This window comes from Mycobacterium sp. AMU20-3851, from assembly GCF_043974665.1.
Lineage (GTDB): Bacteria > Actinomycetota > Actinomycetes > Mycobacteriales > Mycobacteriaceae > Mycobacterium.
In genome coordinates this window covers 4,284,594-4,305,749 of the sequence record NZ_CP146371.1, presented here as the reverse complement: position 1 = coordinate 4,305,749, position 21,156 = coordinate 4,284,594, and the positions used below count along the sequence as shown (strand labels likewise).

The window sequence follows — 21,156 nt, the reverse complement described above, 5'->3', positions numbered from 1 at the left end:
GCAGGTCATGCCACCATGGTGGGCGTGTCAAAGCCGCGTAGAGAAACACGTTCGATGCCCGTGGTGGCCATGATCGGCGGCGGGCAGCTGGCCCGCATGACCCATCAGGCCGCCGTCGCGCTGGGTCAGACCCTGAGGGTGTTGGCGGAGAACCCCGGCGACCCGGCCGCCCAGGTCAGCCCCGACGTGGTGTTGGGGTCGCACACCGATTACGCCGCGCTGCGCGAGGTCGCTGCGGGTGCCACCGCGTTGACCTTCGACCACGAGCACGTACCCACCGAACTGCTGGACAAGCTCGTCGCCGCCGGCGTGAACGTGGCACCGCCGCCCGAGGCGCTGGTGCACGCCCAGGACAAGCTGGTCATGCGGCGCAAGCTGTCCGAGCTGGGGGCTCCGGTCCCGCGGTTCACCGCCGTTGCGACCGTCGACGATGTGGCCGCTTTCGCCGATGAGGTCGGCGGGCAGGTGGTGATCAAGACCATCCGGGGCGGATACGACGGCAAGGGCGTGGTGCTGGCCGAGGACACCGCGCAGGCCGTCGCCGCCGCCGAGCGCTACCTCGCCGACGGTGTCGCCATCCTGGTCGAGGAACGGGTCGCGATGCGGCGCGAGCTGTCCGCATTGGTGGCCCGCTCACCCTTCGGGCAGGGCGCGGCGTGGCCGGTCGTCCAGACGGTGCAGCGCGACGGCATCTGCGTCGAGGTGATCGCGCCGGCCCCGGAACTGTCTGCCGAGCTGGGGGCCCAGGCCCAGCAGTTGGGCCTGCGGCTGGCCGACGCACTCGGTGTGGTCGGGGTGCTGGCGGTCGAACTGTTCGAGACGACAGACGGTGCGCTGCTGGTGAACGAACTGGCGATGCGGCCGCACAACTCCGGGCACTGGACCATGGACGGCTCGGTGACCAGCCAGTTCGAGCAGCACCTGCGGGCGGTGCTGGACTACCCGCTGGGCGACACCGCCGCGCGTGCGCCGGTCACCGTGATGGCCAATGTGCTTGGCGCCCCGGAGATCCCGGCGATGAGCGTGGACGAGCGGTTGCATCACCTGTTCGCCCGGATGCCCGACGTCAAGGTGCACCTGTACGGCAAGGGCGAGCGCGCCGGGCGCAAACTCGGTCACGTCAACGTCGTCGGCGACCGCGCGGACGCCGAAGGGGTGGACGCCCTGCGGGAACGCGCCGACCGGGCGGCACACTGGTTGTCGCACGCGCAGTGGACCGATGACTGGAATGAGCACACAGCCGATGACTAATCAGCCCCGGGTCGGGGTCATCATGGGGAGCGACAGCGACTGGCCGGTGATGACCGATGCCGCCACCGCGCTGGCCGAGTTCGACATCCCTTTCGAGGTCGGTGTGGTGTCCGCGCACCGCACGCCCGGCCGGATGCTCGATTACGCACGCGATGCGGCCGGGCGCGGTATCGAGGTGATCATCGCCGGGGCCGGCGGCGCCGCCCATCTGCCCGGCATGGTCGCCTCGGCCACCCCACTGCCCGTGATCGGCGTCCCGGTGCCGTTGGCGCGCCTCGACGGACTGGACTCCCTGCTGTCCATCGTGCAGATGCCCGCGGGCGTCCCGGTGGCCACCGTGTCCATCGGCGGTGCCCGCAACGCCGGGTTGCTGGCGGTGCGGATCCTGGCGGCGGGCGACCCCGCGCTGCGCGCCCGGGTGGAGAAGTTCCAGGCCGACCTGGAGGCCACCGTGCTGGAGAAGGATGCGCGGCTGCGCGCCGACCTCCTGGGTGAGTGACGGCGGGGCCGTGCCGCCTCCGGTAACACGGGTCGCCCGCGCATCGATATGGCGGACAGCCGACTCACAGAAACGTCGGTGTCCAGGAAAAAGAGGTGCGATAACATGCCGTCCATGCTGAAGCCGCTGGGCCGGACCATCCGTCGGAGCGCCCTGATCGCCACTCTGGTCGCCGCACTCGTGTCGGCCGCGCCCGCGGTGTCGCACGCCGCGGACGTCGTCGCTCCCGCCGACGGCTACGGTTTCGGCCAGGGTGCCTCACCGACCTGGTCCTCGTTCGCCGACACCAACCGTGAGATCGAGGCTGTCGCGCGCACCGGCGCCTCCTGGTACCGGGTCGCTGTCGACTGGAGCGCGATCGAGAAGGCCAGGGGACAGTACGACTGGGCCTACCTGGACAACGCCGTCAACACCGCCAACGCCAACGGACTGCGGGTGCTCGGCGTACTGCTCTACAGCCCGGCGTGGGCACGCCCCCCGGCGCTGAACTCCCTGCTGCCGAGCGTGCCGCCGGCCAACCCGGCCGACTACGCGGCGTTCGCCAGTGCGGCGGCCGCACGCTACGCGGGCCGCGTGCAGGCCTGGCAGATGTGGAACGAGCCGAATCTGCCCATCTTCATGGGCTTCACGGAGAACCGGGCCGCCGCCTACGCCGGCCTGGCCAAGGCCGCGTACCCGGCCATCAAGGCCGCCGATCCGGGCGCGACCGTCGTGCTGTCCGGCCTGAGCCGAAAGCTGGGACCGGATTCGCCGTCGGGCTTCCTGCGTCAGCTCTACGACCTCGGTGTCGGGGGATCGTTCGATGCCGCCGCGGCGCATCCCTATGTGACTCCGGGCGGCATCGCCGCCAACCCCGAGGGCGGTTGGTCCGAGGTCGGCGCGATGCGCGGTGTGATGAACGGCGCCGGTGACGGTGGCAAGAAGATCTGGTTCACCGAGTTGGGCGCGCCGACGAGCGACACCGGCGAGGGGGTCAGCCAGCAGGAGCAGGCCAAGCAGATCACCGACGTGCTGGCCGCCGCCGCCGGACTGGGCTATGTGGGACCGGCGTTCATCTACAGCATCCGCGACAACAACAGCGGCAACCGCGGCGACAACGAGTCGAATTTCGGTGCGCTGCTGACGACGGACTGGCAGCCCAAGTACACCGCGAGCGTGCTGGCACGCTGAACCGCTGACGCGCCGCGAGCGACATCGGTCGTTGCTGTGAGGTGACCGGTAGTATTCGCGCCGTGATTCCGACAGAGCCTTCGCAGGGTGTAGTGGTGCAGCTTCTGAGAAAGTTCACGCCGCCGAAGTTGCTGGCGTTGATGCGGTGGCTTCTCATGCGGGTGCGGATCAAGGACATGCAGGCCCCGCCGTTCTGGATCGGACGGGGTTTCCAACTCCACGTCGGGCCGAACGCCAAGGTGCGGGGTTGCAAGTCGCTGTTCATCGACCGCTACAACGACTGGCGGATCGAGGGCGAACTCATCGTCGGCGACGGCGTGCGCTTCGCGCCCAAGGCCACCCTGTCGGTGCACAGCACGGTCACCATCGGCGACTATTCGCAGTTCGCCGAATGCGTGTCCGTGCACGACAACACCCATCTGGGTGCCGAGAACGACGTCCCGTTCCATTTCCGGCCCCGCGACGCCGCGCCGATCACCGTCGGCCAGAACGTCTGGGTGGGCGCCAAGGCCACCATCCTGATGGGCGTCACCATCGGTGACAACGTCGTCGTCGCGGCGAATGCCGTTGTCACCAAGGACATCCCGCCCGGCGTCATCGTCGGTGGTGTGCCGGCCCGGATCATCGGCACGACGGTCAAACAGGTCGATCCGACGGCGGGGTAGCATCGGCGAATCGCGACACCGGATACGGCGGCGCCATGCCCGGCGACTACTGGCGGTTTGCGGCGGAGCGCCCGTGAGGCGCTAAAGTTACCGGTGAGTAGCGAGGAGATTCCGATGGTTGCCAACCCTTCTTTCGACCTGTTCAAGCTCTCCGATGAGCACAACGAACTGCGCACGGTGCTGCGTGCGCTGTGCGAGAAGGAGATTGCGCCCTACGCCGCCGAGGTCGACGCGCAGGCGCGCTACACCGACGAGGCGCTCGCGGCGCTCGACGGCTCCGGGTTCTCCGCGGTCTACATCCCGGAGGAGTACGGCGGCCAGGGCGCCGACGCCGTCGCGGCCTGCATCGTGATCGAAGAGGTGGCCCGGGTGTGCGCGTCCTCCTCGCTGATCCCGATCTGCAACAAACTCGGCACCACCGGGCTGCTGATGCGCGGCTCCGAGGAGCTCAAGGGCAAGGTGCTGCCCTCGATCGCCGCGGGCGAGGCCACCGCGTCCTACGCGCTGAGCGAGCGCGAAGCCGGCAGCGACGCCGGGGCCATGCGCACCCGGGCCGTGGCCGACGGGGATGACTGGATCCTCAACGGCACCAAGTGCTGGATCTCCAACGGCGGCAAGTCGACCTGGTACACCGTGATGGCGGTGACCGATCCCGACAAGGGCGCCAACGGTATCTCGGCGTTCATCGTGCACAAGGACGACGAGGGGTTCTCTGCCGGACCCAAGGAACACAAGATGGGCATCAAGGGATCGCCCACCACCGAGCTGTATTTCGAGAACTGCCGGATTCCCGGCGACCGGATCATCGGCGAGCCGGGGACCGGCTTCAAGACCGCCCTGGCCACGCTGGATCACACCCGGCCCACCATCGGCGCGCAGGCCGTCGGCATCGCCCAGGGCGCCCTGGACGCATCGATCGCCTACACCAAGGAGCGCAAGCAGTTCGGTAAGAACATCGCCGAGTTCCAGAACACCCAGTTCATGCTGGCCGATATGGCGATGAAGATCGAGGCGGCCCGGCTGATGGTCTACACCGCCGCCGCCCGCGCCGAGCGCGAAGAACCCAACCTGCAGTTCCTGGCCTCGGCGTCGAAGTGTTTCGCCTCCGATGTCGCCATGGAGGTCACCACCAACGCGGTGCAGTTGTTCGGTGGGTACGGCTACACCGTCGACTTCCCGGTCGAGCGGTTCATGCGCGACGCCAAGATCACCCAGATCTACGAGGGCACCAACCAGATCCAGCGTGTCGTGATGAGCCGTCAACTGCTGAAGTGACGGGCCGGCCCGCGGCTGCGCTCAGGAGCGGGTGACCTTCTCCATCTCGCGGCGCCGGTCCAGTGCGGCCGGGTCCGGATGGGCCACCTGCACCAGGGACGCACCCGCGGCCAGCACCGCGAGGAAGTTTCCGATCAGCTCGTCCTCGGTGTCCCAGGACGCGGTGGAGAGCACCCGGTCGGTGTCGGTCAGGCCCTGCGCGGCAGCCGATGCGGTCGCCGCGGTCAGCAGATCCGCCGCCGCGCGGCCGTTCAGCGCCGCACCCGGGGAGCGTTCGGGGACGATCTGGTCTCCGTGCACCCGGACCGATGTCGCATAGTCGGTGACCCCGACCGGCAGGTCGGGCACCGGCTTGCCGAACGGGTCGAGGGAGAGCACCACCACCTCACCCATCGCGGCGCCGACCGCGGCGTCCGCCTCGTCGATGCGCTCGGCGGTGCACAGTGCGATCGCGGCCTCGGCCGCCTCGGTGCCCGCCTGCGGGCCCCAGAGCACCTCGGCCCCGATCCACCAGGCCCCCAGCAGGACCGCGGCCGTCTGCCAATGCGCGGGCAGCAGGACCGCCACCCGGCTGCCGGGCCCGGCGCCGAGCTCATCGCGCAACAGATTCGCGGTCTTGGCGGCCCAGTTCGCCAGCGTCACCGTCGACACCTCGATGCGTTCGCCGGTGGCGTCGTCGTAATAGGTGATCCGCGGGCCGACCGGGTCGCGCCTCATGATCGGATCGAGCAGGGCCGCACTGACTGTCGTCACGTCAGTTCACACATTGCGGGTCGTCGGAACCGGCGGTGATGATCGGCGACGGCGGTGGCGGCGGGACGGACTGCTCCGAGGAGACCAGATCGTCGCCCTGATAGCCCTGGTACCACTCGGTGGAGGCGGGGTCGGCCGAGCTGGTGCCCTCCAGGCCGGACCCGGGCCCGGTGTAGTCGTCGGACAGCACCACCTGCACCGTGCCGGGCGCCATCGAGGGATCCTCGATCACCATCAGATTGCCGAGCTGCTTCGAAACCGCCTGAACGCCAAGGTCATCGACGCTGGGTCCACGGACCTGGCTGTGGGCGACCCGTTCCCCCTCGTGGTTGCCGACGTTGCCCGCGGTGAATCCGCCCCCGGTGAGCACCTCCGATACCGCCGCGGCCAGACCGTTGATGTCGGTGTCGTTGACGACGTCGACGGTGGTCTTGTCGGGGGAGTAGGCGACCTTCTCGGTGTTGCCCTGCTCCTGCTCCTCGAGCAACCCGTGCACCCATTCCTTGACCGCGGTGGGATCGATGCGCACCACGCTCTGCATCCCGTCATCGCTCCACCCGTCCTCGCGCAGGATGGGAATGGTGGCGAACGCCACCGAACCGGCCGCGACCTCCTGCAGCTGGGTGACGAAATCCATGATGTCCCAACCCTCGGAGAGCACCACCGACCGCTGCACGGCGGTCTGCAGCCGGCCCAGGGTGGCCGGGCTGGACAGCGTCTTGCCCGAGATCACCTGGTGGGCCAGCGATGCCATCACGGCCTGTTGACGTGTCACCCGGTCCAGGTCGCCGCGCGGTAGGTCGTGGCGCTGCCGCACGAAGCTCAGCGCCCGTGGGCCGTCCAGCTTCTGCCAGCCGGCCGGGAAGTCGGCACCGGAAAGAGGTTCGTAGACAGGCTCTTTGAGGCAGACGTCCACACCGCCGAGCGCATCGGTGATCAAACTGAAACCGAGCAGCCCGATTTCGGCGTAGTGGTCGACGGTCACACCCGTCAGGTGGGCGACCGTCTCGATCAGCGCCTCGCGGCCGGCCTCGGTGCCTTCCTTCTCGCCCTGGGCCGGGTCCATGCCCTGAACCTCGATGAGGTCCTTCATGGTGGCGAGCTTGGCGTCGCCGTACACCCCGTTGATCTTCATCTTGCCCTGGTCGTCGGGCAGTTCGACATAGGTGTCGCGCGGGATCGAGATCGCGGTGGCCGACTTCCCGTTGTTCGGGATGCGGATCAGGATGATGGTGTCGGTGTTGGTCGCCACATCATTGCCGACCCGCAGCGACGCCAGCTCCTCCTCCGACAGCGGATTCCCGTGCGCGTCGGTGCGGCTGTCCACGCCGACCAGCAGGATGTCGATGGCACCGTCCTCGCCGCCCTCACCCAGGGCCGCGGAACTGACGTGGTTGATGCCGCCCTCGAAGGAACGCACCGTGCTCCAGGCCACGCCAGTGGACACCACAACCGCCACCGCGGCAATGACGCCGACCGTTCTGGTCAGCCGATTTTGCATCAGCCCAGGCTACTGTCCGCGGCCGCGATGACCGCCGAAGCGCGTCGGCGTGCCAACCATGAGTGAGGTAACTCCCGTGCCGGGCCGCTGCCGAGCTCGGTGGCGCGGACCGGGGGTCCAGTAACTTGACCGGTATGCGAAGGAGGCTGGGCAGATTCCTCGGGCGGGCCGCCGTCCTGGTCGCACTGGTGCTGTCCATGGTCGCGACCGGCCCGGCCACCGCGCACGCGGTGGTGGCCCCCGCGGACGGCTACGGTTTCGCCCAGGGGTACACGTGGGCGACCGGCGATCGCAACGATGTCCGCCGCGAGATCGCCGCGGTCTCCAGGACCGGCGCCTCCTGGGTCCGGCTGCCGCTGGACTGGTCGGTGGTGCAACCGCACTCGGGCCGCTACGACTGGGGCTACTTCGACAATCTGGTGAAGACCGCGGACCGCCACGGCCTGCGTGTGCTCGGGCTGATCTACAACACGCCGCTGTGGGCGCGCGGCGAGGGCCCGCGGTTGCTCTTCCCGTCCGCGCCGCCGCACAACCCGGCCGACCTCGCCGCCTTCGCCGCCGCCGCCGCCAAGCGGTACGCCGGGCGGATCAACGCCTGGGAGATCTGGAACGAACCGAACCTGCCGCTGTTCATGGGTTTCGTGGAGGACAAGGCGGTCCGTTTCACCGAGATGCTGCGGGCCGTGCACCCGGCGATCAAATCCGCCAATCCGAAGGCCACGGTGGTCGCCGCGGGTTTGAGCCCGCTGGGCGGCGACGATTCGCCACCCGGCTTCCTGGCGCAGATGTACGCCGCCGGCGCGCAGGGTTTCTTCGACGCGGCGGCCGCGCACCCCTATGTCTTTCCCGGCGGGCTGGCCGCCGACAGCAACAACGGCTGGTCCGATGTCCTACGCATGAATGAGGTGATGGTGGCCAACGGCGACGCCGGCAAGAAGATCTGGCTGACGGAGATGGGCGCGTCGACCAACGACACCCCCGAGGGGGTGAGCCAGCAGGAGCAGGCCCGACAGATCGTCGACGTGCTGGGTGCGGCGGCCGCCGTCGGCTGGACCGGGCCGGCCTTCATCCATGCGGTGCGCGATCTGGACACCGCCAACCGCGACGACCGGGAGGCCAACTTCGGCGCCCTGCTCACCACCGATTGGCAGCCGAAGTACGCCGCGACGGTGCTGGCCCGCTAGTGACCATGCCGAACCGAATCGTCATCGCCGGTGCCGGCGGACAGGTGGGACGCTTCCTGGCCGACGAACTGACCGCCGCCGACCGTGACCTGCTGGCCTGCACCTCGAAGCAGTGGGATGTCACCGATCCGGCAGCGGCCGAGATCGTCGAACCGGGCGACATCGTGGTCAACTGCGCCGCACTGACCGCCGTCGACGACGCGGAGGCCGACGAGCCCCGCGCGTTCGCCGTCAACGCGACCGGGGCCGGGAACATCGCCCGGGCCTGCGCGGCGGTCGGCGCCCGGCTGATCCACATCTCCACCGACTACGTGTTCAGCGGTGACTTCGGTGCCGTCGGAGACGGGACCCCGCATCCGTACGAGGTGGACGATCCGGTCGGGCCGCGCAGCGTGTACGGCCGCAGCAAGCTGGCCGGCGAGCAGCAGGTGCACGCCGCGCTGCCGGATGCCACGGTGGTGCGCACCGCGTGGGTGTACACCGGGGTGGGCACCGACTTCGTCGGCACCATGCGCCGGCTGGAGTCCGAGCGCGACACCATCGAGGTGGTGTCCGACCAGACCGGCTCGCCGACCTACGTCGCCGACCTCGTGGCGGCCCTGCTGCAGATCGCCGACGACCCGGCGCCCCCGCCGCTGCTGCACGTGGTGAACACCGGTCCGGCCAGCCGCTACGAACTGGCCTGCGCGGTGTTCGCGGGCGTCGGTGCCGATCCCGACCGGGTGCGGCCGGTAACCAGCGACCGGCATCCGCGCCCGGCGCCCCGCCCGGCGTACTCGGCGTTGTCCACGGCGCGCTATCAGGCCGCCGGGTACCGGCCGCTGCGGTCCTGGCGGGACGGGCTGGCCGCCGCGCTGGCGGCGTTGCGGTGACGGTGCCGGACCGGCCGGACATCGGACTGGCTACCCTCTAGCAACGTGGGCGACGAACTGGCTGGGCGCGGTGACTGACGAACTGAAGGTCGTGACGGTGACGTATTCACCGGGCCCGCATCTGGATCGCTTCCTGGCCTCGCTGGCACACGCCACCGAACGGCCGGTCACCGTCATCATGGCCGACAACGGGTCCACCGACGGCGCGCCCGAGGAGGCTGTGCAGCGGTATCCGAACGTGCGGCTGCTGCGCACCGGCGGCAATCTCGGGTACGGCACCGCGGTGAACCGGGCCGCCGCCGAACACGTCACCGACGGCGAGTTGTTCATCGTGGCCAACCCCGACGTGCAGTGGGGCCCCGGCAGTATCGACGAGTTGCTGGCGGCCGCCGCGCGGTGGCCGCAGGCCGGCGCGTTCGGGCCGCTGATCCGGGACCCGGACGGGGCGGTGTACCCGTCGGCGCGGCACCAGCCCAGCCTGGTCCGCGGAGGCATGCACGCCGTCGTCGGGCCGGTGTGGAAGTCCAACCCGTGGACGGCGGCCTACCGCCAGGAGCGGCTGGCACCCAGTGAACGCCCGGTGGGCTGGTTGTCCGGGGCCTGCCTGTTGCTGCGCCGCGAGGCGTTCAACGAGATCGGCGGATTCGACGAGCGCTACTTCATGTACATGGAGGACGTCGACCTGGGCGACCGGCTGGCCCGGTCGGGCCGGCAGAACATCTACGTGCCGAGCGCGGAGATCCTGCACGACAAGGGCCACTCGACCGGGCGCGATCCCGCGACGAATCTGGCGGCCCATCACCGCAGCACCTACACTTTCCTGGCTGACCGACATTCGCGCTGGTGGCAAGCTCCGTTGAGGTGGACGATCAGGGGTGCACTGGCAACCCGCGCCGGTCTGGTGGTCCGGAACTCTCGACGTAAACAGGCGAAAGGGCGCTGACGTGGCCAGCACACTCAAACCGTCGGATGTGGACGCGGTGATCCTGGTCGGCGGCCAGGGCACCCGGCTGCGCCCGCTGACCCTGTCCGCGCCCAAGCCGATGCTGCCGACCGCGGGTCTGCCCTTCCTCACCCATCTGCTGTCCCGGATCGCCGCGGCCGGTATCGAGCACGTGGTGCTGGGCACGTCCTACAAGGCCGAGGTGTTCGAGGCGGCCTTCGGCGACGGCTCCAAGCTGGGACTGGAAATCGAGTACGTCGTCGAAACCGAGCCGCTGGGCACCGGCGGCGGGATCGCGAATGTGGCGGGCAAGCTGCGCCACGACACCGCGCTGGTGTTCAACGGCGATGTGCTCTCCGGCGCCGATCTGGGCGCGCTGCTGGACCGCCACGCCGAACACCAGGCCGATGTGACCCTGCACCTGGTCCGGGTGGGCGATCCCCGGGCGTTCGGGTGTGTGCCCACCGACGCCGACGGCCGGGTCACCGCATTCCTGGAGAAGACCCAGGATCCGCCGACCGATCAGATCAACGCGGGCTGCTACGTGTTCCGCCGCGAGATCATCGATGCGATCCCCAAGGGCCGGGCGCTGTCGGTGGAGCGGGAGATCTTCCCGACGCTGCTGGCCGACGGGAACAAGGTGTGCGGCTACGTCGACGCCAGCTACTGGCGCGATATGGGCACCCCGGAGGACTTCGTGCGTGGGTCGGCGGATCTGGTCCGCGGCATCGCGCCCTCGCCGGCACTGCAGGGCGAGCGCGGTGAGTTCCTCATCCACGACGGGGCGGCGGTTTCCCCCGGCGCGCTGCTGATCGGCGGGACCGTGATCGGCCGCGGTGCCGAGATCGGGGCCGGGGCACGCCTGGACGGTGCGGTCATCTTCGACGGTGTCCGGGTCGAGGCCGGGGCGGTGATCGAACGGTCCATCATCGGGTTCGGCGCGCGGATCGGTCCGCGGGCGCTGATCCGTGACGGCGTCATCGGCGACGGCGCCGACGTCGGTGCGCGCTGCGAACTGCTGCGCGGGGCCCGGATCTGGCCGGGGGTCACCATCCCCGACGGCGGCATCCGGTTCTCCACCGACGTCTGAGCCGGCGTCAGCGGCGGGCGGCGGCCGCGAGCGCGAGCAGCGCCGGGTCGTCGCCGGGGAGCGCGTCGAGGCGCCACCAGCGCAGGTCCAGCGACTCGTCGCTGCGGGTGATCTCGGCACCCTCGGGCGCGGTCACCACGAACTGCATGTCGAGGTGGCGGGTCGGCAGTCCCAGCGAGCACGTGATCGGGTGCACGTGCAGTGCGGCCAGTTCCGATTGGATCCGTAGCCCGGCGATGCCGGACTCCTCGGTGGCTTCGCGCAGGGCGGCCGCGGTGATGTCGGTGTCGGACTCCTCGCAGTGTCCGCCCAGTTGCAGCCAGCGACCGACCCGCGGATGCAGGGTGAGCAGGGCGTGGGTCCGGTGCTGATCGAGCACCAGTGCCGAGGCGGTGATGTGCCCCGGTTCGCAGGCGCGCCGGCACGCGTCCGGGCGGCCCAGCACGAAGGACAGGACGGCGTGGCGCAGCGAATCCTGTTCGGGGCTGGGAGCATCCCAATCGGACAGGGTGTCCACGACGGAGGCGTGCAGGCTCATCGCAGCACCAGCAGGCCGTCGGTGGGCGCCGGGTCGCGCGGACCCTGCGGGTCGGCCGGATACCCGATCGCGATGGCGCCCAACGGCTCCCAGTCCGCGTCGACGGCGAGCGCGCGACGCGCCACGTCGGCGGCGAAGATCGTCGACCCGATCCAGCAGCTGCCGATGGTGCGGGCCGCCAACGCCACCAGCAGTCCCTGCACGGCTGCCCCCGCCGCGACGGTGAACATGGTGTGTTCGGCCGCGCTGCGCTGCGGATCCGGATAGCTGTGCGCGCCATCGGGAACCATGAACGGGATGACGAGTTCGGGCGCGTCGTAGAGGATCTGGCCGCGCGCGACCCGGCGGGACACCTCCTCGGCCGGACGGCCGTCGCCGGCCAGGTCGGCCTGCCACTGTTGTTTCATCGCGTCCAGCAGCCGGATTCGGGTGTCCGGATCGCGCACCCACACGAAGCGGACCGGCCGGGTGTGATGCGGGGCCGGGGCGGTCAGCGCCTCGGCGACGGCTTCGGTGATCAGGTCGGCGGGGACCGGTTCGGGGCTGAACTGCCGCACCGAACGGCGGAGCAACTGCGCCTGCTTGCGCCCCAGCTCGATGGACTCGGCGGTACCGAGCCAGAACAGGTCGTCCTCGCCGCCGCGGACCAGGGTGCGTCCGTTGGAGCCGTCGTCATGCAGGTGCAGTCCGCGCACCACCGCGACCGGGACGCCGGTCAGCTTGCCCTTCACCAGATCCCCGGCGGCGGCGAGTTCGTCGGCGACGGCGATCTCGGTGACGAAGAGCTCGTTGCCGTGCGCGTCGTGTGCCCCGGCGTAGCCGTGCAGCACGGTCAGGCCGGCGGCGCCGATGGCGACATCGGTCTGACCGTTGCGCCAGGCCCGGCCCATGGTGTCGGTGACCACGATGCCGACCCGCACGCCCAGGTGCCGTGCCAGACCGTCCCGGATCGCCGCGGCGCTGCCGTCCGGATCCACCGGCAGCAGCGCGAGTTCGCCCGAGTCGATGTTGGAGCCGTCCACGCCGGCGGCCGCCTGGACCAGCCCGATCGCATTCTCGGTGATGAACGTCTTGCCCTTGCGGGCCAGGACGCGCACGGCCTCGTCGTCGATGAGCTTGCGGCGCAGGATGTCTCGCTGCTCGGGATCGGTGGGGGCGGTGACGATGCGGCCCTCGGTCTTGGACAGCACCTTGCTGGTGATGACGACCACGTCGTCGTCGCGCAACCAACTCGCGGCACCGGCGATCGCCGCGGCGAGATCGTCACCGGGGCGGAACTCGCCGAGTCCGGTGACCGGGATGATCTCGATGGGCTTCGCGGTGCCGTGCTCGCCGGCCGGCTGCGGTGCGCTCACAGCGAGACGCCCGCCAGGTGCAGTCCGGCGCGGACCATCTCGGCGGTGGTGGCCGGATCGGTCATCAGCAGCGGGGCCGGCCGGACGTCGACACCCGCGATGGTGGCGGAGTCACCTTCGTCGATCAGCCAGCCGTCCAGGATGCCCACCCCGCTGCGGGCACCGAAATGCGCACCGACCGCCTCGGAGGTCGATTGCACGCCGATCACCGCGAGGCATTCGTCGGCCATGCCGCGCAGCGGCTTGCCGGCGATGATGGGGGAGTAGCCGATCACCGGGGCGGCGGTGGAACGCAACGCCCCGCGGATACCGCCGACGGCGAGGATGGAACCGATGCTGACCACCGGGTTGGACGGGGCGATCAAGACGATGTCCGCGCCGGCGATCGCCTCGGTCACCCCGGGTGCCGCGGTCGCCTTGTCCGCGCCGATGAAAGCGAAGCTGTGGGTGGGGATCTTCGCGCGGTAGCGCACCCACCATTCCTGGAAGTGGATGGCCTTACGTTCCCCGTCCGGATCGGTGACCACCACGTGGGTCTCGCTGCGGTCGTCGCTGGCCGGCAGCAGGCGTGCGCCGGGTGCCCAGCGCGAACACAGCGCCTCGGTGACCGCCGACAGCGGGTAGCCGGCCCGCAGCATCTGGGTGCGCACCAGATGGGTGGCCAGGTCGCGGTCGCCGAGCCCGAACCAGTCCGGTTGCACTCCGTAGGCGGCCAGCTCCTCTTTGGCATGCCACGTTTCGTCACGGTGACCCCAGCCGCGGTCCGGATCGATGCCGCCGCCCAGGGTGTACATGCAGGTATCCAGGTCGGGGCAGATCCGGACACCGAACATCCAGGCGTCGTCGCCCACGTTGACCACGGCGGTCAGTTCGTGTTGAGTGGGCGCCTCGGGATCGGCGGACGGGTCGGCAAACTGCCCCAGAGCCAGCAGATGCTGGACGCCGAGCAGAAATCGGGCGCCACCCACGCCGCCGGCCAGAACTGTCACCTTCACGCTCTCAGACCCTAGGCCAGCCGGCATTGTGAGGTGTGCCCGCCCGGGTGTGGCGAACACGCCGGAGCAAGGACACGCCGGATCTACGTCACGAGATGGTATGAAAAACGGCCCTTTAGCTTGACCGTGGCAGCTAACACGTGTCTAATCACATCAGTGTCATTTCGTGGTTCGCCCGCCGGTTTCGGTGCCGCAGACCGGGATTCGATCATCTGTTCGAATCCGGATGGCCTGACATCACAATAGTGATAGCTGGGGAAGTGCCGAGGGGCTTTGGGGATCCGCAATTTCCGGATCTGGCAAGATCTTTCAGCAGGGGCCCTAAACGGCAACAACGGGAAAACCAATCAGGTGAGGAGGCGGAACATGTCTTTTGAGCAGGTCGATTTCGACCGCGGGCTCCGGTTCGAAGACCGGATGCTCGGTTCAGTGGACAGCGCACCGCACACCACTACCGGCCCGACGACAAGCGATGCGGTTGCGCGCCCGCAATTGAGCTTGGTACCCGAACGTATCGAATTGGCGCTGGATCCGGTCGACGGCTCGTTCGACGAGGACGACCAGTGGCAGGAGCGCGGTCTGTGCGCGCAGACCGATCCCGAGGCCTTCTTCCCGGAGAAGGGCGGATCGACCCGCGAAGCCAAGCGCATCTGCCAGGGCTGCGAGGTCCGCGACCGGTGCCTGGAATACGCACTGGCCAACGACGAGCGGTTCGGCATCTGGGGTGGCCTGTCCGAGCGTGAGCGCCGCCGCCTCAAGCGCGGCATCATCTGACCCGGTTCCGGCCGCGTTACTCGTCGTCCAGCGACGGATCGATGACGGACGGCTCCACGCCCAGATAGGTGGCCACCTGCGCCACCAGTACCTCATGCAACAAATCCGCGAGTTCGTCGGTGTCCTTGGCACGCCGTTCGATCGGCTTGCGGAACAGCACAATTCGCGCCCGCGTGGGATTTCCGCGGACGTCCACCCCGGCCGGGATCAGGCGGGCCAGCGCGATCGGGCCGTCGGCGACGACCTCGGGCGGCCACTGCACACTGTCCGGGTCCTTGGGGGAGATGCGCGGGATCTCGTCGACCGCCACATCCAGATTCGACACCCGCTGATGCCACTGGCGTTCGATGGGTTCGTAGGCCTCCAGGACCGCCATGTCGAATCGCTCACTGCGGCTGCGCCAGCCCGGCACCGTCGGCGGCAACAGCGACCCGCGCATTCCACGTCCGCGTCGGGAGCCCCGATGGCTGCGCTGCACCACGGGACAGATGGTAACGGTTGGAGATCGGCCAACCGATCACGCGCGTGTCCGGGAGCCCGACGCGTCGCCGCACGATAATCTTCCCTGCGTGAACGTTCCCCGTCGCTGCTGCAGGCCAGGGTGCCCGCACTACGCCGTGGCGACGCTGACCTTCGTCTATTCGGACTCGACAGCCGTCGTCGGACCCCTCGCCACGGTGTCCGAGCCGCATTCCTGGGATCTGTGTGTCGTGCATGCCGGCCGGATCACCGCGCCGCGGGGCTGGGAACTGGTCCGCCACGCCGGTCCGCTGCCGACGCATCCCGACGAAGACGACCTGGTGGCGCTGGCCGACGCGGTCCGCGAGGGTCGCGACGGTGCGCAGTCGATGGTGAACGGTGCGACCGGCGTGACCGCCGGATTCTCCGACCCGGCCACCGGTGCGTCCGGCGGATCACTGATGGCGCCCCCGGTCCGTCGTCCGGAACCCAACGGCCGCCGGCGCGGGCATCTGCGGGTGCTGCCGGACCCCGAACCCGGGCCCGAATAGCCCGTCCGGGTCGCCGGCGCGTGCGGCCGCGGCGGTGCGGTCATGTCCGGTTCCCGACGTAGGTCATGGGACCCCCTACGGTCGTCGTGCCGAGACACTAGGCTGAGTGGCCAGAGCAGTCCGAATTTCCCCGTACACACAGAGAGCGAGGAGAGCCATGTCTCGGCCCGCTGAGGCTGTCCACGCTGTCATCAAGGCATACGACGTGCGGGGCCTGGTCGGTGACCAGATCGACGAGGCCTTCGTCCGCGACGTCGGCGGTGCCTTCGCCCGGCTGGTCCGCGACGAGGGTTCCGGCGAGGGTGTGGACACGGTGGTGATCGGTCATGACATGCGCGCCAGCTCGCCGGCGCTGTCCGATGCGTTCGCCGAGGGCGTCGTCGCGCAGGGACTCGACGTGGTGCGGATCGGGCTCGCCTCGACCGATCAGCTGTATTTCGCCTCGGGTCTGCTGGACTGCCCGGGCGCGATGTTCACCGCCAGCCACAACCCGGCCGCCTACAACGGCATCAAACTGTGTCGCGCCGGCGCGAAGCCGGTCGGGCGCGAAACAGGGTTGGCCACCGTCGCCCAAGAGGTGATCGACGGCGTGCCGGAGTACGCAGGCGCGCGCGGAACCATCCAGGATCGCGACGTGCTGGCCGAATACGGTGAGTTCCTGCGGTCCCTGGTGGACCTCGCCCGGCTGCGCCCGCTGCGGGTGGCCGTCGACGCCGGCAACGGGATGGGTGGGCACACCACCCCCGCGGTGCTCGGCGCGATTCCCGGAATCACCGTCCTGCCACTGTATTTCGAACTCGACGGCACCTTCCCCAACCACGAGGCCAACCCACTGGACCCGGCCAATCTCGTCGACCTGCAGGCCCATGTGGTGGCCACCGGGGCCGATATCGGCCTGGCCTTCGACGGGGATGCCGACCGGTGTTTCGTGGTCGACGAGTTGGGTGTGCCGGTGTCGCCGTCGGCGGTGACCGCGCTGGTGGCCGCCCGGGAGCTCGGCCGCGAGATCGGCGGCACGGTGATCCACAACCTGATCACCTCGCGGGCGGTGCCCGAGCTGATCACCGAGCGTGGGGGCACCGCGGTCCGCTCACGGGTCGGCCACTCCTACATCAAGGGGCTGATGGCCGAGACCGGCGCGATCTTCGGCGGTGAGCACTCCGCGCACTACTACTTCCGTGACTTCTGGGGAGCGGACTCGGGCATGCTGGCCGCCCTGCACGTGCTGGCCGCGCTCGGCGAGCAGCAGCGCCCGCTGTCCGATCTGATGGCCGACTACCAGCGCTACGAGGCGTCCGGCGAGATCAACTTCACCGTCGCCGACGCCCCGGCCTGCGTGGACGCCGTGCTCACCACCTTCGGTGGCCGCATCCAGTCCCTGGACCATCTCGACGGCGTGACCGTGGACCTCGGCGACGGCCGGTGGTTCAATCTGCGGACCTCCAACACCGAACCGCTGCTGCGGCTCAACGTCGAGGCCCGCACCACCGAAGAGGTCGACGAGGTGGTGGAGCAGGTGGCGAATCTGATCGCCGCGCGTAGCGAGTCCGCGCCATGACCTCCCGGGCCGCCATCATCGACCTCGACGACGTCGAGGGGTTGTTGGCTGCCGACCGGGATGGTTTGTTGCGGGCCGCGGCGATGGCCGGCGCCCAGGTGCGGGCCACCGCGGCGGCCGTCGACGAGGGCGCGCTGGGTCCGCTGCGTTCCGACGTTCCGCCCCGCACGCTGATCTGGGTGGCCGACGGCGGGCCTGCCCGCGCGGCCGGGTCCCTGTTGTCGGCGGCGCTGGGCCCGTCCAGCGCGGTGCCCATCGTGGTGGCCGCCGAAGTGCCGCCGTGGACCGGGGCGTTGGACGTCGTGGTGGTCGCCGGCGCCGACGCCGGGAACCCCGTACTGGTCACGGCCGCGGCGACGGGTGTGCGCCGCGGGGCGCGCGTCGTCGTGGTGGCCCCGCACGAAGGTCCGCTTCGCGAGGTGACCGCCGGCCGGGCCGCGGTGCTGGCCCCGCGGTTGCCGGTGCCCGAGGAGTTCGGCCTGACCCGCTACCTGGCGGCCGGGGTGGCCGTGTTGGCTGTCGTCGACGCCGGGGTCCGGGTCGACATTGCCGCGCTCGCCGACGAATTGGACGCCGAGGCGCTGCGCAACAGCGCGGCCCGGGATCTGTTCACCAATCCGGCCAAGAGCCTGGCCGATCGGCTGTCCGGGCGGGAGGTGGTGCTGGCCGGGGACAGCGAGGCGACGCTGGCACTCGCACAGCACAGTGCCGCGGTGTTGCTGCGGGTCGCCCGTCAGGTGGTGGCGGCCGTCGGGCTCTCCGATGCGCTGGTCGCGCTGAGCCGGATGGACGCCGCTCCGGTCGACCCCGAGACCGCGCTGTTCCACGACGAGGAACTCGACGGTCCGCTGCCCGCCGGCACCCGGACGGTCGTGCTGACCTCCGATGAACAGCGGCCGGTGGTGGTCACACGCACCGAGGGGTTCGCCGACCTCGACGTGGTCAGCGCCGACGATGTGCCCGATCTTGCGACCACGATCAGTGGCGTCCGCCCGGAGCAGCAATTGGCGACGGTGGCGGTGCGGTTGGAGATGACCGCCGTGTACCTACGACTGGTGCGAGGTTGAGAGCGTGAACCTGCTCCGTGGAGCAATCCGTAAATATGCTTGGGGGTCGCGGACCGCGATTGCCGAGTTCACCGGAAGGCCAAGTCCGACACAGCATCCCGAGGCCGAGCTGTGGCTCGGCGCGCACCCGGGGGACTCGGCGCACTGCGAGACCGACGCCGGGGAGCAGTCGCTGCTGCAGATGATCACCGATGACCCGGCCGGGCAGTTGGGAGAGGCGTCGCGCAGCCGGTTCGGTGACGCGCTGCCGTTCCTGGCCAAGGTGCTCGCCGCCGACGAGCCGTTGTCCCTGCAGGCCCATCCCAGCAGCCAGCAGGCGGTGCACGGTTTCGAACGCGAGGAGCGCCTGGGTATCCCGGTCAGCGCGCCGACCCGCAACTACCGCGATGCCAGCCACAAGCCGGAACTCATCGTGGCGCTGGGGCAGTTCGAGGCGCTGGCCGGCTTCCGGCCGGCCGCGCGCAGCGTGGAGTTCATGCGGGCGCTGTCGGTGGCCGACCTGGACCCGTTCATCACGCTGCTCAAGGGACAGTCCGACGCCGACGGGTTGCGGGCGCTGTTCACCACCTGGATCACGTTCCCGCAGCCCGATCTCGACGTGCTGGTGCCCTCGGTGCTCGACGGGGCGATCAACTACATCCGTTCGGGTGAAACGGCTTTCCAGGCCGAGGCCAAGACGATTCTGGAGCTCGGCGAGCGCTATCCCGGCGACGCCGGAGTGTTGGCGGCGATGCTGCTGAACCGGATCACCTTGGCGCCGGGGGAGGGCATCTACCTGCCCGCCGGGAACCTGCACGCGTATCTGCACGGTGTGGGCTTCGAGGTGATGGCCAACTCCGACAACGTGTTACGCGGCGGGCTGACACCCAAGCACGTCGACGTGCCGGAGTTGTTGCGGGTGCTCGACTTCACCCCGACCGATGATGCGCCGATCGTGGCGCGCCCCACCCGGGGTGGGCTGGAACTGGTCTACGACACCCCGGCGCCGGAGTTCGCGGTGTCGCTGCTGCAGGTCGCCGACGAGTTGGTGGGCCGCGAGATCGATGCGCCCGCCGAGCACGCCGGCCCGCAGGTGCTGCTGTGCATCGAAGGTGCGGTCAAGGTGGGGTCGGCCGCCGGGGCGGTGTCGCTGGCCCGCGGTGACGCTGCCTGGGTCGCCGCCGACGACGGCCCGGTGCGGCTGCTGGCCGACGAACCGGCCCGGCTCTTCCGGGTGACCGTCGGGCTCTGAGCCCACTGCCGCGCGCCGGCGGTGCGCTCGTTTTTTCGCGTCTTTTCCGTGCTCGGCGCACCGCCGTGCCGACCTCTGTTTACAAAACATCTGCTTTTGTCTAGACACGCGACAAAGCACGCTCTATAGTCAACACCGATGGTGATGGCACTCACAGGAGGTTGTCGACGATGACGACGCACATGGATGCGGACGCGAACGCGCCGGCCGTCGAATGGCGGGACCGCAAGCGGTATCTGTGGCTGATGGGACTGATCCCGCCCACCGCGCTGTTCGTGATCCTGCCGGTGGTCTGGGCGATGAACCAGTGGGGCTGGCAGACGGCCTCGCAGGTGCTGTTCTGGATCGGTCCGCTGCTGGTCTATGTGCTGCTGCCGATTCTCGACCGCAAGTTCGGCCCGGACGGCCAGAACCCGCCCGATGAACTGATGGAGCAGCTGGAGAACGACAAGTACTACCGCTACTGCACCTACCTGTACATCCCGTTCCAGTACGCCAGCGTCGTCTTCGGGGCCTATGCCTTCACGGCCTCGGACCTGAGCTGGCTGGGTTATGACGGCGGGCTCAGCTGGCCGGCCAAGATCGGCCTGGCGCTCTCGGTCGGTGTGCTCGGCGGCGTCGGGATCAACACCGCCCACGAGATGGGGCACAAGAAGGACGAACTGGAGCGCTGGCTGTCCAAGATCACCCTGGCCCAGACCTGGTACGGGCACTTCTACATCGAGCACAATCGCGGCCACCACGTCCGCGTCGCCACCCCGGAGGACCCGGCATCCTCACGCTTCGGCGAGACCTTCTGGGAGTTCCTGCCGCGCAGCGTGTGGGGCAGCCTGAAGTCCTCCTGGGAGTTGGAGGCCAAGCGGCTGGACCGGGCGGGCAAGCCCACCTGGCACTGGTCCAACGACGTGCTCAACGCCTGGGCGATGTCGGTGGTGCTATGGGGCGCGCTGATCGCCGTCTTCGGCCTCGGCGTCATCCCGTTCATGCTCATCTCGGCGGTCTATGGCTTCACCCTGCTCGAGACGGTGAACTACCTCGAGCACTACGGACTGCTCCGGCAGAAGACCGCCAGCGGCCGGTACGAGCGGTGCGCCCCGGTGCACAGCTGGAACTCCGACCACATCGTCACCAACCTGTTCCTGTACCACCTGCAGCGGCACAGCGATCACCACGCCAACCCGACCCGGCGCTACCAGACGCTGCGCAGCATCGAGGGCGCACCGAACCTGCCGAGCGGCTACGCCTCGATGATCGGGCTGACCTACTTCCCGCCGCTGTGGCGCAAGGTGATGGATCACCGGGTGCTCGCGCACTACGACGGCGATATCAGCCGGGTGAACATCCACCCGCGGGTGCGCGAGCGGGTGCTGGCCAAGTACGGCAACGGCGATGAGCGCTCGCGCGAAGAGCGGAAGGCCTGAGCCG

At 69.6% G+C, this 21,156-nt stretch carries 21 protein-coding genes; 15 read left to right on the top strand and 6 right to left on the bottom strand.

Going from position 1 to position 21,156, the window contains the following annotated elements:
• The first annotated feature begins 54 nt into the window (after positions 1-54).
• The 5 genes from V4U86_RS20540 to V4U86_RS20520 all read left to right on the top strand — a co-directional run bounded on the left by V4U86_RS20540 (position 55) and on the right by V4U86_RS20520 (position 4,860).
• A complete protein-coding gene (locus V4U86_RS20540; RefSeq protein WP_395307763.1) occupies positions 55-1,251 on the top strand; it encodes a 5-(carboxyamino)imidazole ribonucleotide synthase in 1,197 nt (398 codons plus the stop codon).
• Positions 1,229-1,750, top strand: a complete 522-nt coding sequence (gene purE / locus V4U86_RS20535; protein ID WP_395307762.1) for a 5-(carboxyamino)imidazole ribonucleotide mutase — start codon at positions 1,229-1,231, stop codon at positions 1,748-1,750. The genes V4U86_RS20540 and purE overlap by 23 nt, the downstream gene beginning before the upstream one ends.
• Before the next feature lie 105 nt (positions 1,751-1,855).
• Positions 1,856-2,920, top strand: a complete 1,065-nt coding sequence (locus V4U86_RS20530; protein ID WP_395307761.1) for a beta-galactosidase — start codon at positions 1,856-1,858, stop codon at positions 2,918-2,920.
• A gap of 95 nt (positions 2,921-3,015) precedes the next feature.
• Positions 3,016-3,585, top strand: coding sequence for an acyltransferase (locus V4U86_RS20525; protein ID WP_395307760.1), 570 nt, complete (start codon positions 3,016-3,018; stop codon positions 3,583-3,585).
• 114 nt (positions 3,586-3,699) lie between these two features.
• Entirely contained in the window at positions 3,700-4,860 is a 1,161-nt protein-coding gene (locus tag V4U86_RS20520) for an acyl-CoA dehydrogenase (protein ID WP_395307759.1), read from the top strand.
• Positions 4,861-4,881: 21 nt separating this feature from the next.
• Here the strand turns inward: V4U86_RS20520 and V4U86_RS20515 are convergent, their stop codons facing one another.
• Together V4U86_RS20515 and V4U86_RS20510 are read right to left on the bottom strand one after the other, a co-directional pair.
• Complete coding sequence (locus tag V4U86_RS20515; protein WP_395312137.1) at positions 4,882-5,577, bottom strand: TIGR03089 family protein; 696 nt, start codon at positions 5,575-5,577, stop codon at positions 4,882-4,884.
• A gap of 37 nt (positions 5,578-5,614) precedes the next feature.
• Positions 5,615-7,114 carry an LCP family protein gene (locus tag V4U86_RS20510; protein WP_395307758.1) on the bottom strand — a complete coding sequence of 500 codons (1,500 nt, stop codon included), beginning with the start codon at positions 7,112-7,114 and terminating at the stop codon, positions 5,615-5,617.
• A gap of 134 nt (positions 7,115-7,248) precedes the next feature.
• Between V4U86_RS20510 and V4U86_RS20505 the strand changes: the two genes are divergently transcribed.
• The 4 genes from V4U86_RS20505 to V4U86_RS20490 all read left to right on the top strand — a co-directional run bounded on the left by V4U86_RS20505 (position 7,249) and on the right by V4U86_RS20490 (position 11,203).
• Positions 7,249-8,298, top strand: coding sequence for a beta-galactosidase (locus V4U86_RS20505; protein ID WP_395307757.1), 1,050 nt, complete (start codon positions 7,249-7,251; stop codon positions 8,296-8,298).
• Positions 8,299-8,303: 5 nt separating this feature from the next.
• On the top strand, positions 8,304-9,170 hold the full coding sequence (gene rfbD / locus V4U86_RS20500; RefSeq protein ID WP_395307756.1) for a dTDP-4-dehydrorhamnose reductase: 867 nt from the start codon (positions 8,304-8,306) through the stop codon (positions 9,168-9,170).
• Positions 9,171-9,240: 70 nt separating this feature from the next.
• Positions 9,241-10,113, top strand: coding sequence for a glycosyltransferase family 2 protein (locus V4U86_RS20495; protein ID WP_395307755.1), 873 nt, complete (start codon positions 9,241-9,243; stop codon positions 10,111-10,113).
• A 28-nt stretch (positions 10,114-10,141) separates the two neighbouring features.
• Entirely contained in the window at positions 10,142-11,203 is a 1,062-nt protein-coding gene (locus tag V4U86_RS20490) for a sugar phosphate nucleotidyltransferase (RefSeq protein WP_395312136.1), read from the top strand.
• 7 nt (positions 11,204-11,210) lie between these two features.
• Here V4U86_RS20490 and V4U86_RS20485 read toward each other — a convergent pair whose 3' ends face one another.
• From V4U86_RS20485 to cofD, 3 genes are read right to left on the bottom strand one after another with little or no spacing between them, the layout of a single operon-like run.
• Entirely contained in the window at positions 11,211-11,741 is a 531-nt protein-coding gene (locus tag V4U86_RS20485; protein WP_395307754.1) for an NUDIX hydrolase, read from the bottom strand.
• Complete coding sequence (locus tag V4U86_RS20480) at positions 11,738-13,096, bottom strand: coenzyme F420-0:L-glutamate ligase (protein WP_395307753.1); 1,359 nt, start codon at positions 13,094-13,096, stop codon at positions 11,738-11,740. The genes V4U86_RS20485 and V4U86_RS20480 overlap by 4 nt, the downstream gene beginning before the upstream one ends.
• The gene (gene cofD, locus V4U86_RS20475) at positions 13,093-14,091 is read right to left on the bottom strand and encodes a 2-phospho-L-lactate transferase (RefSeq protein ID WP_395307752.1); all 999 of its coding nucleotides are present in this window, start codon (positions 14,089-14,091) and stop codon (positions 13,093-13,095) included. The genes V4U86_RS20480 and cofD overlap by 4 nt, the downstream gene beginning before the upstream one ends.
• Before the next feature lie 513 nt (positions 14,092-14,604).
• On the opposite strand from cofD, the gene V4U86_RS20470 reads away from it, so the two are divergent.
• Positions 14,605-14,865 (top strand): WhiB family transcriptional regulator, encoded by a 261-nt coding sequence (locus V4U86_RS20470; protein WP_395312135.1) that lies wholly within the window; start codon positions 14,605-14,607, stop codon positions 14,863-14,865.
• 16 nt (positions 14,866-14,881) lie between these two features.
• On the opposite strand, the gene V4U86_RS20465 is transcribed toward V4U86_RS20470, so the two are convergent.
• Positions 14,882-15,304 carry a metallopeptidase family protein gene (locus V4U86_RS20465; protein ID WP_395307751.1) on the bottom strand — a complete coding sequence of 141 codons (423 nt, stop codon included), beginning with the start codon at positions 15,302-15,304 and terminating at the stop codon, positions 14,882-14,884.
• Positions 15,305-15,434: 130 nt separating this feature from the next.
• On the opposite strand from V4U86_RS20465, the gene V4U86_RS20460 reads away from it, so the two are divergent.
• The 5 genes from V4U86_RS20460 (at position 15,435) to V4U86_RS20440 (ending at position 21,152) form a co-directional block, all read left to right on the top strand.
• Positions 15,435-15,875: a DUF3499 domain-containing protein gene (locus tag V4U86_RS20460; protein ID WP_395307750.1), complete on the top strand. Its 441-nt coding sequence runs from the start codon at positions 15,435-15,437 to the stop codon at positions 15,873-15,875.
• 157 nt (positions 15,876-16,032) lie between these two features.
• Complete coding sequence (locus V4U86_RS20455; protein WP_395307749.1) at positions 16,033-17,433, top strand: phosphomannomutase/phosphoglucomutase; 1,401 nt, start codon at positions 16,033-16,035, stop codon at positions 17,431-17,433.
• Positions 17,430-18,500, top strand: a complete 1,071-nt coding sequence (locus tag V4U86_RS20450) for a TobH protein (protein WP_395307748.1) — start codon at positions 17,430-17,432, stop codon at positions 18,498-18,500. The genes V4U86_RS20455 and V4U86_RS20450 overlap by 4 nt, the downstream gene beginning before the upstream one ends.
• Before the next feature lie 4 nt (positions 18,501-18,504).
• Positions 18,505-19,731: a mannose-6-phosphate isomerase, class I gene (gene manA / locus V4U86_RS20445; RefSeq protein WP_395307747.1), complete on the top strand. Its 1,227-nt coding sequence runs from the start codon at positions 18,505-18,507 to the stop codon at positions 19,729-19,731.
• A 170-nt stretch (positions 19,732-19,901) separates the two neighbouring features.
• Complete coding sequence (locus tag V4U86_RS20440; protein ID WP_395307746.1) at positions 19,902-21,152, top strand: alkane 1-monooxygenase; 1,251 nt, start codon at positions 19,902-19,904, stop codon at positions 21,150-21,152.
• Positions 21,153-21,156 lie beyond the last annotated feature (4 nt).